10 protein-coding genes and 1 pseudogene are annotated in these 12,512 nt (G+C 54.3%); all 11 read right to left on the bottom strand.

The annotated features are described in order from the left end of the window. Positions 1-3: 3 nt before the first annotated feature. Positions 4-807, bottom strand: coding sequence for a type III pantothenate kinase (locus tag JCM17844_RS01480; protein WP_149999328.1), 804 nt, complete (start codon positions 805-807; stop codon positions 4-6). A 3-nt stretch (positions 808-810) separates the two neighbouring features. Further along, positions 811-1,515 carry a biotin--[acetyl-CoA-carboxylase] ligase gene (locus JCM17844_RS01475; RefSeq protein WP_210431134.1) on the bottom strand — a complete coding sequence of 235 codons (705 nt, stop codon included), beginning with the start codon at positions 1,513-1,515 and terminating at the stop codon, positions 811-813. 50 nt (positions 1,516-1,565) lie between these two features. Next, positions 1,566-2,999 (bottom strand): NADH-quinone oxidoreductase subunit NuoN, encoded by a 1,434-nt coding sequence (gene nuoN / locus JCM17844_RS01470; protein ID WP_149999326.1) that lies wholly within the window; start codon positions 2,997-2,999, stop codon positions 1,566-1,568. Between the two features lie 2 nt (positions 3,000-3,001). Further along, positions 3,002-4,567 (bottom strand): NADH-quinone oxidoreductase subunit M, encoded by a 1,566-nt coding sequence (locus JCM17844_RS01465; RefSeq protein WP_149999325.1) that lies wholly within the window; start codon positions 4,565-4,567, stop codon positions 3,002-3,004. A gap of 3 nt (positions 4,568-4,570) precedes the next feature. Next, positions 4,571-6,506: pseudogene (gene nuoL / locus JCM17844_RS17030) on the bottom strand (NADH-quinone oxidoreductase subunit L). Between the two features lie 5 nt (positions 6,507-6,511). Further along, positions 6,512-6,820 carry an NADH-quinone oxidoreductase subunit NuoK gene (nuoK, locus tag JCM17844_RS01455; protein ID WP_149999324.1) on the bottom strand — a complete coding sequence of 103 codons (309 nt, stop codon included), beginning with the start codon at positions 6,818-6,820 and terminating at the stop codon, positions 6,512-6,514. A 42-nt stretch (positions 6,821-6,862) separates the two neighbouring features. Then, a complete protein-coding gene (locus JCM17844_RS01450; RefSeq protein WP_149999323.1) occupies positions 6,863-7,471 on the bottom strand; it encodes an NADH-quinone oxidoreductase subunit J in 609 nt (202 codons plus the stop codon). Between the two features lie 117 nt (positions 7,472-7,588). Further along, complete coding sequence (gene nuoI / locus JCM17844_RS01445) at positions 7,589-8,080, bottom strand: NADH-quinone oxidoreductase subunit NuoI (protein WP_210431130.1); 492 nt, start codon at positions 8,078-8,080, stop codon at positions 7,589-7,591. A gap of 16 nt (positions 8,081-8,096) precedes the next feature. After that, positions 8,097-9,125 (bottom strand): NADH-quinone oxidoreductase subunit NuoH, encoded by a 1,029-nt coding sequence (nuoH, locus tag JCM17844_RS01440; RefSeq protein ID WP_149999322.1) that lies wholly within the window; start codon positions 9,123-9,125, stop codon positions 8,097-8,099. Next, complete coding sequence (nuoG, locus tag JCM17844_RS01435) at positions 9,118-11,169, bottom strand: NADH-quinone oxidoreductase subunit NuoG (protein ID WP_149999321.1); 2,052 nt, start codon at positions 11,167-11,169, stop codon at positions 9,118-9,120. Before nuoG ends, nuoH begins: the two co-directional genes overlap by 8 nt. Before the next feature lie 49 nt (positions 11,170-11,218). Further along, on the bottom strand, positions 11,219-12,511 hold the full coding sequence (nuoF, locus tag JCM17844_RS01430; protein ID WP_149999320.1) for an NADH-quinone oxidoreductase subunit NuoF: 1,293 nt from the start codon (positions 12,509-12,511) through the stop codon (positions 11,219-11,221). Position 12,512: the final 1 nt, after the last annotated feature.

Here is a 12,512-nt window from a genome sequence, read left to right as displayed (position 1 = left end):
CTTTCAGTCTTCGTCCAGCACAGGGACGCATTTATGGCTGTTTCTCTCGAACAGCAACCGCATGCCAGAAATTGTGAGATCATGATCCACATGGTCGATACTATCGGCACGACCATAGAATATTTTTGCAAGCCCGCCCGTTGCGAGCACTTTCATATCGGGCGCATGTTCTTTTCTTAAGCGCATATTGATGCCGTCGATCAGCCCGACATAGCCCCAAAACACACCGGACTGCATGGCCTCCAAAGTGGAAAGCCCGGTCACACGGTCGCTTGTGGGAGCCTCAACAGCAATGCGCGGCAATTTGGCAGCCGCTTCATGCAACGCTTTTAAAGACAAATTGATACCGGGGCTAATCACCCCGCCCAAATAAGCACCATCACGACCAATCACATCAAATGTGGTGGCTGTCCCGAAATCGACGATCACCAAAGGGCCGCCATAGATTTTATCCGCAGCCACCGCATTCACCAGGCGGTCAGCCCCCACTTCATCGGGATTGTGCACACGCACATCAACGCCCAAATCCACCTTCGGGTCGCCTACCACCAAAGGGTCGCATTTAAAATAACGGCGGCATAACAACACCAGATTGAGTTTACCTTGTGGCACGACGGTGGCCACCACAGCACCGTCAATATCAGCCACCGTCATATCCGATAATTTCAAAAGTGCGGAAATCCACACCATATATTCATCAGCCGTGCGTTTCTCCTCGGTAGAAATTCGCCATTTCCGGACGATCTTCTCTCCATCGAGAAGCGCAAAAACCGTATTTGTATTGCCTTGATCAATGGCCAAAAGCATGCGTCATGCCCCCTTTGTCAGAGGAAAGACATCCCCTGCAGTTATCCGCTTTTGTGTCTGGTCTGGCAGGTCCAGCAATAAAGCGCCATCGCGATCCAAACCGGCAAACCGTCCCGTCAAGCTGCGATTATCCAACCGCACGTCTATCGCACCGCCAAGGCCATACGCCCTCATCAACCAATCGCTGCGGATCGGCTCGAAGCCAAATTCTTCCCATTGGGCCCGACGTGCCTGTAAGCGCAAGCTCAACACATCAAGACATGCCATCGGGTCGATCTTTCGCCCCAAAGCTGCGCATAAAGACGTGGCAGGCCGTTCCACATTTTCAGGGGCTTCGGCCAGATTGACACCCAGCCCGATCGCCACCCAGTCCCCTTCACTTTCCAGAAGGATACCGGCCAGCTTCACACCATCCAGCAACAGATCGTTCGGCCATTTACACCGCAAGCGTGCGGCCAAGCCTTCTTCGAAATAAGAAAGCGCATCATGAAGCGCAAGGGCAGCAACAAAAGAGAGCTGTGCCCGCTCTGTCCCCGGACGGTTCGGGGTCAGAAGGCAGGTGACAAACAGATTTCCCGCTTTCGATTGCCAGACGCGCCCCCGGCGCCCGCGGCCTTGCGCCTGATGGTCTGCGACAATCCATAAGGGACCAGCCTCCCCCGAGCGTGCGCGCCGCCGTGCCTCTTCATTGGTGCTATCAAGAGACACAAAATGCTGGCAACGCTCACCCGAAGGAGCCTGATCATCCCGATCGTCAATTAGAACAACGACTGCGCGGCAAGGCCCGCTGCAAGCGTAAGGGGCCAGATCAGCAGCAGATGCAAAGGCGAATTCAGGGCCGCCGTGACAAAACCCACATAGGCAATGCCGCGATCTTTCAATGGTTCCATATTTTCATTCGGTTCGTCGAAATACATCAACTTCACGATCCGAAGATAATAGACCGCAGCAACGGTGGAGGTCACAAACCCCACAACCGCAAGCCAGTACATCCCTGCCTCGACCACCGCCATAAACACATACAGCTTGGCGAAGAAGCCCGCGAGCAAGGGAATACCCGCCAGCGAGAACATCAGGGTCGCCATGATGGCCGCTAATGCCGGACGGGTTTTTGCAAGGCCAGCCAGATCGTTGATATCCTCGGTCAGGCCGTCTTTGCGGCGCATGCCAAGAATAACGGCAAAGGTTCCTGCCGTCATCAGCATGTAAATCGCCATATAGACCAGAACGCCCTGAACCCCGTCCACTGTGCCGGTGGCAAGGCCGGCCAAGGCAAAGCCCATATGCGCAATGGAGCTATAGGCCATCAAGCGCTTGATATTGGTCTGCATCAACCCGGCGAATGCCCCCAAAATCATGGATGCAACCGACAAGAAGACCACCACCTGCTGCCATTGCTGTGTCAGATCGGGGAAAGAAACAATCAAAGCCCGAACGAACAACGCCATGGCCGCAACTTTCGGGGCTGTCCCGAAAAAGACAGTGATCGGCGTCGGCGCCCCCTCATAGACATCGGGTGCCCACATATGAAACGGCACGGCAGATACCTTGAAGGCAAAGCCGGATATCAAAAACACAAGACCGAACAAAAGCCCAAGGCCGTTGGTGCCGCTGCCAATACCATAAGCGGCGATCTCTGCAAAAGACGTGGAGCCGGTAAAGCCGTAAATCAGCGAAATACCGTACAGCATCATGCCAGAGCTCAAGGCCCCCAGAACAAAATATTTCAGGCCCGCTTCCGTAGAGCGCAGCTTGTCGCGGTTGAACGCGGCCAGCACATAAAGCGCCAGGCTTTGCAGCTCCAGCCCGATATAAAGGGCCAGCATATCATTGGCGGACACCATCATCATCATGCCCAGAACGGCCAGAACGACAAGAACCGGATATTCAAAACGGGCAATGCCGCGTTCACGCATGAATTGGCCGGAAAGACCAAGAGCAAACACGGCCCCCGTCAACACCACCGACTTCATAAACAAAGCGAAGGCATCGGTCACAAACATTCCGCCGAATGCCAATTTCTGTTCTGCACCAGAGCCGACCATCACCAGGAAAGCCACGGCAAAGAGGCCGGATGCCAGCCATTTCAACAAACCATAGCTTTTATCGCCGCTAAACACGCCGATCATTAAAAGCCCCATGGCACCCACCGCGAGGATCAGTTCCGGCAGAACGGTAAGAACGTCTGACATGTTCAATGCGATCCTTTATTCTCATGGTCGACAGACGGCACAGCGGCCTGTCCGGTCAGCGGTTCGATCATGGTTGTTGCAGCCACGTCTCCAACAGAGGCGCGATGGGCGCTCAACAAAGCCTCGACCGAAGGGTTGATAACATCGAAGAAGGGTTTCGGATAAAAGCCCATCCACAAAACCACAGCAATCAACGGCGCAAAAATCGCAATCTCGCGGCCATTCAGATCCACCATGGCTTTCAGATCTTCTTTGAGCAATTCGCCAAAGAACAGACGGCGATAAAGATACAGCATATAAGCCGCACCCAAAATCACCCCGATGGCAGCCACAAAGGCAATCCAGCTATCGCGCAGATATGCCCCGGTCAGTGCCAAGAACTCACCCACGAAGCCACTGGTGCCGGGAAGGCCCACAGCGCCAAGGGTAAAGATCATAAAGACCACGGCATATTTGGGCATGATATTCACCAGCCCGCCATAGCGTGAAATTTCCCGAGTATGTAGCCGGTCATACACCACGCCAACGCACAAGAACAATGCCGCAGAAACAACGCCGTGGCTCAGCATCTGGAAAATGCTGCCCTCAAGCCCTTGATCGTTCAGCGCGAAAATGCCGATGGTTACAAAGCCCATATGCGCCACAGAAGAATAGGCAATCAGCTTTTTCATGTCCTCTTGCGCCAAGGCGACCAACGAGGTGTAGACCACGGCAATCATCGACAGCCCGAAGACCAACCAGGCAAAATACTCGGAGGCTTCCGGGAACATGGGGACAGAAAAGCGCAAAAAGCCATAGCCCCCCATTTTCAAAAGCACACCGGCCAGGATCACCGACCCTGCCGTGGGCGCTTCCACATGGGCATCAGGCAACCATGTATGCACCGGCCACATGGGCATCTTCACCGCAAAAGACGCAAAGAACGCCAGCCACAGCCATGTCTGCACATGGGCCGGGAAATCCGCCGCCATCAATGTGGGAATATCGGCCGTTCCCGCATCAATATACATCCACAAGATCGCCACCAGCATCAACAGCGAGCCAAGCAGCGTATAAAGGAAGAATTTGAAGGATGCATAGATCCGTCGAGCGCCGCCCCACACACCGATGATCAAAAACATCGGGATAAGGCCACCTTCGAAGAACAGGTAGAACAGGAAGATATCCAAGGCGCCGAACACGCCAACCATCAATGATTCCATCACCAAAAAGGCAATCATATAATCTTTGACGCGTTTGGTGATGGACTGCCAGCTTGCCAGAATACACAAGGGCATCAGGAAGGCTGACAAGACGATGAACAGCATGGAAATGCCGTCCACGCCCATTTTGTAGCGGATATTTTCACCGATCCAGGCATGGGATTCCACAAGCTGGAATCCCGCTTCGCCCACATCGAACATCCCCCACATGATCACCGCCAAAAGCAGTTCAGCCAAGGTGGTGAACAACGCCACATAGCGAATATTCTGTTGAGCCTGCTCACTGTCGCCACGAATGGTCAGGATCAGGAGTGCGCCAAAAAGCGGAACAAGCAATAGCGCGGTCAGGATGGGCCAATCAGCCATACCTTAAAACCCTCCCCCGGTAAGAACAAAATAGCTGATAACAATGGCAATCCCGATCAGCATGGCAAAGGCATAGTGATAAACATAGCCAGACTGCAGGACACGGATCCGCTTTGCAGCAGCCAGAACGCTCGCCGCAATTCCATCAGGACCAAATCCGTCGATGGTTTTCTGATCCCCTCGGATCCAGAGCACCCGGCCAAGCCAGAAGGCAGGGCGCACGAAAATGCGGTCATAAAGCTCGTCAAAATACCATTTGTTGAGCAGGAATTTATAAGCGCCGGGGAAGGTGGCTGCCATGGATTTGGGAATACCCGGCTTCACCACATAAAACAGCACCGACAACAAAAAGCCCAAGGCCATCATGCCCGTAGGCAGCCACTTGATCCAACCGGGAATATGATGGGCTTCATCCATCACATCACCATGGGAGGTAACAAGAGCCCCTGCCCAGAAATCAAAGCGATCATGGCCAATGAAATATTCCGAGAACACGAAACCGGCAGCAATGGCACCCACAGCCAGAATGGCCAGCGCACCCACATCACAGCCGGGCTTTCATGCACATGGCTCATCACCTTTTCATCGGCACGCGGTGTGCCGTGGAAGGTCATGAACACCAGACGCCAGCTATAGAAACTGGTCATGAAGGCGGCCACGACAGTCATCAGGAAGCCGAAACTGCCCATGCTGTTATGGGTGGCAAACGCCGCTTCGATAATCATGTCCTTGGAGAAGAACCCGGCGGTATAGGGAAAGCCCGTCAGGGCCAATGTGCCCACCATCATCATCACATAGGTCAGCGGAATCATCTTCGACAATCCGCCCATCTTGCGCATGTCTTGCTCGTCAGACATGGCGTGAATCACCGACCCCGCGCCAAGGAACAACAGCGCCTTGAAAAAGGCATGGGTGAACAGGTGGAAAATCGCAGCCCCATAAGCCGATGCGCCAATGGCAACGAACATATAGCCGAGCTGGGAACAGGTGGAATAGGCAATCACCCGCTTGATATCGTTTTGCACCAGACCAACAGAGGCGGCGAAAAAGGCCGTTGCGCCACCGATCACCATAATCAACGTCATGGCACCGGGGGCCAATTCCAGAATTGGCGACATACGCGCCATCAAGAACACGCCCGCCGTCACCATGGTGGCGGCATGGATCAATGCCGAAACGGGGGTCGGGCCCTCCATGGCATCGGGCAGCCATGTGTGCAGGAAAAGCTGTGCGGATTTCCCCATCGCCCCGATGAACAACAAGACGGCAATGGTGGTCAGCGCATGAACCTCATAGCCCAGGAAGATGAACCGTGCATCGGCAAACCCGTCAAGGCTTGCAAAGATATCCGCAAACACCACGCTGCCGGTCAGCATGAACAGCGCAAAAATACCCAGGCTGAAGCCGAAATCGCCAACCCGGTTGACAACGAAAGCCTTGATGGCAGCGGCATTGGCACTGGGCTTTTTGAACCAGAAACCAATCAGAAGATAAGAGGCGAGCCCCACGCCTTCCCAACCAAAGAACATCTGCACCAGATTGTCAGAGGTCACCAGCATCAGCATGGCAAAGGTAAACAACGACAAATAGGCGAAGAAGCGGCTGCGGTGCGGATCATGCTCATATAGCCAATGGAATACCAGTGGACCAAAGCCGACACGGTGTTGACCACCACCAGCATGACGGCTGTCAATGTGTCGATATTCAGCACCCAATCGAACGACAATGTGCCCGAACGCACCCATTCCAACACCAGAATACGGTATTGGTTATGATCGAAGGCAACGTCTTTCAGGGCAAAGGCCGAAAGAACGGCAGACAATGTAACGAGACCCGTGGTCACCCCCATGGCCCCGCGATCCCCCAAACGCCGACCAAACAGCCCGGCGATCAGGAAGCCCAAAAGTGGGCCAAAAACAATAATATGGAACTGCGACATCAATATCAGCCTTGCATCTGATTGATCTGTTCGACCTCGATATTTCCGCGATTTCGGAAATACACCACGAGGATCGCCAGCCCGATCGCGGCTTCAGCCGCCGCAACCGTAAGAACAAACATGGCAAAAACCTGCCCTGCCAAATCGTTGAGGAAAGACGAGAAGGCAACAAAGTTGATATTCACCGCCAGCAACATCAACTCGATAGACATCAAGATGATGATGACATTCTTTCTGTTCAGGAAAATTCCGAAAATTCCCATTGTGAACAAAAGTGCTGAAACGATGAGATAATGGCCGAGACCGATCTCCATGAGTGCGTCCTTGCTTCGAGCTTTCCCAATAGCAGGCGAGGCTTAAAGCCCCTCGCCCACCTTGACTTTCTTGATTTCGATAGCCGTCTGTGGCGTCCGGCGGTTTTGCTGCGAGATATTCTGACGTTTCACGCCCTCACGGGTACGCAAGGTCAAGACAATCGCACCGATCATGGCAATCAACAACACGATCCCCGCCGTCTGGAAGGCATAGATATATTGCGTGTATAAAACCGCGCCCAATGCCTCGGTATTGGTAAGATCAGGTGCAACGGCCACAGCCGGGGTTGCAATGATTTCCGGAGCCACCTGCCACACGCCCACCACCATGATCAGTTCCACCAGAACGATCAGGCCAATCAACGCGCCAATGGGCAGATATTGCAAAAACCCTTCCCGCATTTCGGTGTAATTGATGTCCAGCATCATCACCACGAACAAAAACAGCACCGCCACCGCGCCCACATAGATAATGATCAGCAGCATCGCCAGAAATTCAGCGCCCAGCAGCAAAAACAGCCCCGAAGCATTGAAAAAGGCAAGGATCAAAAACAGCACGGAATGAACCGGGTTTCTCGATGCGATCACCATAAATCCGGAAAACACAGTGATCGACGCAAACAGATAGAATGCCAAAGCGGTCAAACTCATACCGCCCCCTCCTCTGTCTTATTTGCGATAGATGCGGTGCACATGATGCGCCCCCTGATAATCGGCATGAACAGCCCGTTGTCGTTTATCCGCGCGGTAAAACCGGCGGCCTGATGTCTAGCGATAAGGTGCGTCTTGCGCAAGATTTGCTGCAATTTCACGCTCCCAGCGGTCGCCATTATCCAAAAGTTTTGCCTTGTCATACAAAAGCTCTTCGCGGCTTTCCGTGGCAAATTCGAAGTTCGGTCCCTCAACGATGGCATCCACAGGGCAGGCCTCTTGGCACAAGCCGCAATAAATGCACTTCACCATATCGATGTCATAGCGCGTGGTGCGGCGGCTGCCATCTTCACGCGGTTCCGCTTCAATGGTGATGGCAAGAGCCGGGCAAATGGCCTCGCACAGCTTGCACGCAATACAGCGCTCTTCCCCGTTGGGATATCGCCGCAATGCATGTTCTCCGCGAAAACGTGCCGAAAGGCGACCCTTTTCATAAGGATAGTTCAGCGTTGTTTTCGGTTTGAACATATAGCGAAATGTCAGCGCCATCGCTTTCACGAATTCCACCAAAAGGAAGCTGCGCGCCGTTCTGTCTAGGAAGGCAATCATGGTTTATCCGGCCCTCTCACTTACCGATATAGCCAAAGGCTACGCCCCAGCCGGTGTAGAACACCACCGCTGCCAACGAAACCGGCAAAAATACTTTCCAGCCCAAGCGCATCAACTGATCATAGCGATAGCGCGGAACTGTCGCCTTCACCCAAGCGAAGATGAAGAAGAAGAAACAGATCTTGGCGATCATCCACAAAGGCCCGGGAATGAAATCCAGCGCCGGGATCGGAGCATACCATCCACCAAAGAACAGCACCGAGGTAAGGGCGCACATCAGCAAGATATTGCCATATTCCCCCAACCAGAACAGCGCAAAGGCCATGGAGCTGTATTCCACCTGATAGCCCGCAACCAGTTCCGCTTCCGCCTCTGGAAGATCGAATGGCGGACGGTTGGTTTCCGCCATGGCCGAGATCAGGAAGATCACGAACATCGGGAAAAACCACAAGAAGTTCCAGTTCCATATACCGCCGGACTGCATATACACAAGTTCGGAAAGCGACGGCGACCCTGCATAGCTGATCACGGTAACCAGCACAAAACCCATGGACACTTCATAAGACACCATTTGCGCCGCAGACCGCAGCCCGCCAAGAAACGCATAGCGCGAATTGGAAGCCCAGCCCGCCATGATGATGCCGTACACACCAAGCGAGGAAATGGCGAAAATATAGAAGATCCCCACATTGATATCGGCCAGCACCGCGCCTTCCCCCCAGGGGATCACTGCCCAGCCGATCAAAGCCAACACAAAGGTCAGCATCGGCGCCAGAATGAAGATGCCTTTATTCGCGCCTGCGGGAACAATGGTTTCCTTGATGAAAAGTTTCAAACCATCGGCAAAACTTTGCAGCAAGCCGAAGGGGCCCACCACATTGGGGCCGCGGCGAAGCTGCATGGCCGCCCAGATTTTACGATCCGCATAGACTGCAAAGGCAACCCCCAGCAACAAAGGGGCCACAATCACCAAAATCCAGGTGATAATAGAGAAAAACCAGGCGGCATCAGTGCCGCCATAAAGACCGGCGAGCCATTCAACCATGGGTTCCTGTCGCCTCCCCTTTGCTGCGTTTCAACGCGCTACATTCCGCCATCGTGTCCGAGGCCCGCGCAATCGGATTGGTTTGATAAAAATCATGGATCGGCAAGGCAATCGGTCCCCGCGCAATGTCGCCCGGTTCCCCGAAATCACCCCATGCCGCTTTAGGCAGGCTGTCGATATCCATAAGGTGCGGCAGCTCTTTATAAAGGGCGGCCCGCAAGGCATCAAAGCTGTCGAACGGCAAGGTTTTTCCCAAGACATCCGACAAGGCACGGAAAATGGTCCAATCCTCACGTGCATCGCCCGGCGGGAAATTCGCCCGCTCGCCCATCTGCACACGGCCTTCCATATTGATATAAAGGCCGGATTTTTCCGTATAGGCCGCTGCAGGAAGAACCACATCCGCATGGCGCACGCCATGATCGCCATGGCTGCCAATATAAACGGTGAAACAATCCTGAAGCGCCGAGCTGTCAATCTCGTCCACACCCAGCAAGAACGCCGCTTTTACCGTGCCGGCCTTGGCATCATCTAAAATACCGCGCACGCCACCCGGAGCGACCAATCCAAGATCCAGTGCGCCAACGCGCGAAGCCGCGGTGGGAAGAACGTTAAAACCGTTCCAGTCTTCGGTAATCAAACCGAATGTCTCGGCAATATCATGGGCGGCTTTCAGGATTTGCGCGCCGTCTTGCCGCGCCAAAGCGCCCTCGCCCACGATAATCATCGGGCGTTTGGCAGCCCGCAGGCGATCGGCCAGAGAATGCTTGCCCGCAAGAATATCCGCGAGAATTGCTGCATCGTCACCCGCCTGCTCAACCGGATAGGTGAGATCATGGGCCGGGCCGATATTGGCCACTTTCAGACCGCGATGGCGGGTGGCTTTCAGAATGCGGGCATTGACGATGGTGGCCTCATGCCGTGGATTGGTGCCCACAAGCAAACAGAAATCCGCCTCTTCAATGCCGGCAATGCCGCTATTGAACAGATAAGATGCCCGGTTCGACACATCATAAGCCGCACCGGATTGCCGCGCTTCAATGCGTGTTGCGCCCAGCCCCTTCAGCAATTCGCGGAACGCATACATGCCTTCCAGTTCATTGAGATCGCCGACAAGACCGGCAATCTGCGTGCCGTCCAACCCGGCCAAGCCGGTATTGATTGCTGCAAAAGCCTCGACCCAGCTTGCTTCCACCAGCTTCCCGTCTTTCTTCACATAAGGACGGTCGAGACGGCTCTTTAAAAGGCCGTCATAGGCAAAGCGGGTTTTGTCGGAAATCCATTCTTCATTCACGTCATCATGGTTGCGCGGCAATATCCGCATCACCTGACGCCCGCGGGTATCGATGCGGATGTTCGAGCCAACCGCATCCATCACATCGATGGACTCTGTTTTCACCAATTCCCAAGGACGGGCATTGAAAGCATAGGGCTTGGAAGTAAGGGCCCCCACCGGGCAAAGATCAATCACATTGCCCTGAAGCTCGCTTTCCATCGCCTGCTCAAGATATGAGGTGATTTGCATATTTTCGCCACGATAGATGGCGCCCAGTTCCGTTGTGCCGGCGACTTCCTCGGAAAAGCGAATGCAACGGGTACAATGAATACAGCGGGTCATGATGGTTTTCACCAATGGCCCCATATTCTTTTCCGTCACCGCCCGCTTGTTTTCATCAAAGCGGTTCTTACCCCGGCCATAAGCCATGGTTTCATCTTGCAAATCGCATTCGCCGCCCTGATCGCAGATGGGGCAATCCAGCGGATGGTTGATCAGCAAAAATTCCAACACACCTTCACGGGCTTTTTTCACCTGCGGCGTATTGGTGCGGATGACCATGCCATCCCCCGCAGGCATCGCACAGGAAGCGATGGGCTTGGGGGAGCGTTCCATCTCCACAAGACACATGCGGCAGTTTCCTGCGATGGACAGCCGCTCATGGTAGCAAAAGCGAGGAATTTCCGCGCCTGCTTCTTCACAGGCCTGCAACACCGTCGATCCGGGTGCAACCTCGATTTCCTTGCCGTCAATTGTCAGCTTCGGCATTGGCTCTTCTCTGTTACAGCGCCCGACACTGGGCGACTCTCCGTCGAACTTACTCGGCAGCCTCGATCTGGCGACCATGATACGCATCGATCCGGCGCTCTATTTCCGGCCGGAAATGACGGATCAATCCCTGAATGGGCCACGCCGCCGCATCGCCAAGCGCGCAAATGGTGTGTCCCTCGACTTGCTTGGTGACATCCAGCAACATGTCGATTTCTTCTTTTTCCGCCTGCCCCACGGCCAGACGTTCCATAACACGCCACATCCAGCCGGTGCCTTCCCGGCATGGCGTGCATTGGCCGCAGGATTCGTGTTTATAAAAATAGCTCAGCCGCGCGATGGCTTTCACGATATCCGTGCTTTTATCCATCACGATAACCGCCGCCGTGCCAAGCCCGGACTTCACTTCTTTCAAAGAATCGAAATCCATCAAGACATCATCACAAATGGATTTGGGCAGCAAAGGCACCGAAGATCCGCCGGGAATAACGGCCAGCAGATTGTCCCAGCCGCCGCGCACGCCCCCCGCATGTTTTTCGATCAGTTCACGCAGAGGAATACCCATTTCTTCTTCCACATTGCACGGCGTGTTCACATGCCCGGAAATACAGAAGATCTTGGTGCCGGTATTGTTCGGGCGACCAAGGCCCGCGAACCAACTTGCCCCGCGACGCAAAATGGTCGGCGCAACGGCAATGGATTCCACATTATTCACGGTGGTCGGGCAGCCGAACACACCCACATTGGCAGGGAATGGCGGCTTCAGTCGTGGCTGGCCTTTTTTCCCTTCAAGGCTTTCAATGAGTGCCGTTTCTTCGCCGCAGATATAAGCGCCTGCGCCGCGATGCACATACACATCGAAATCATAGCCGGAACCGCATGCGTTTTTACCCAGAAAGCCTTTTTCATAGGCCTGAGCTACCGCGGCATTAAGCCGTTCCGCCTCGAGATAAAATTCACCGCGCACATAAATATAGGCAGCCTTCGCCCGCATGGCATATCCGGCGATCAATGCCCCTTCCACCAGCTTTTGCGGATCGTGACGCATGATTTCACGGTCTTTGCATGTACCCGGCTCGGATTCATCGGCATTGATCACCAGATAGCTGGGACGCCCGTCCTTTGATTCCTTGGGCATGAACGACCATTTGACGCCCGTGGGAAAGCCCGCACCGCCACGCCCGCGCAAACCGGATTCTTTCATCTGGTCGATGATCCAGTCCTGCCCTTTGGCCAGGATATCTTTGGTGCCGTCCCAATCGCCACGCTTCATGGCGGCATCAATGCCCCAAGACTGGAAGCCATAGATATTGGTGAAGATGCGGTCTTGATCTTTCAGCATC

Source organism: Iodidimonas gelatinilytica, from assembly GCF_008579125.1.
Taxonomy (GTDB): Bacteria; Pseudomonadota; Alphaproteobacteria; order Sphingomonadales; family Rhodothalassiaceae; genus Iodidimonas; species Iodidimonas muriae.
This window is presented reverse-complemented; position numbering and strand designations above follow the sequence as displayed.

Coding starts and splice junctions, on each gene's coding strand:
- nuoI (WP_210431130.1), bottom strand. CDS start 8,080: ATGATTGCCTTCCTAGACAGAACGGCGCGCAGCTTCCTTTTGGTGGAA.
- nuoH (WP_149999322.1), bottom strand. CDS start 9,125: ATGGTTGAATGGCTCGCCGGTCTTTATGGCGGCACTGATGCCGCCTGG.
- JCM17844_RS01450 (WP_149999323.1), bottom strand. CDS start 7,471: ATGAGTTTGACCGCTTTGGCATTCTATCTGTTTGCGTCGATCACTGTG.
- nuoF (WP_149999320.1), bottom strand. CDS start 12,511: ATGCTGAAAGATCAAGACCGCATCTTCACCAATATCTATGGCTTCCAG.
- JCM17844_RS01465 (WP_149999325.1), bottom strand. CDS start 4,567: ATGGCTGATTGGCCCATCCTGACCGCGCTATTGCTTGTTCCGCTTTTT.
- JCM17844_RS01480 (WP_149999328.1), bottom strand. CDS start 807: ATGCTTTTGGCCATTGATCAAGGCAATACAAATACGGTTTTTGCGCTT.
- nuoN (WP_149999326.1), bottom strand. CDS start 2,999: ATGTCAGACGTTCTTACCGTTCTGCCGGAACTGATCCTCGCGGTGGGT.
- nuoK (WP_149999324.1), bottom strand. CDS start 6,820: ATGGAGATCGGTCTCGGCCATTATCTCATCGTTTCAGCACTTTTGTTC.
- nuoG (WP_149999321.1), bottom strand. CDS start 11,169: ATGCCGAAGCTGACAATTGACGGCAAGGAAATCGAGGTTGCACCCGGA.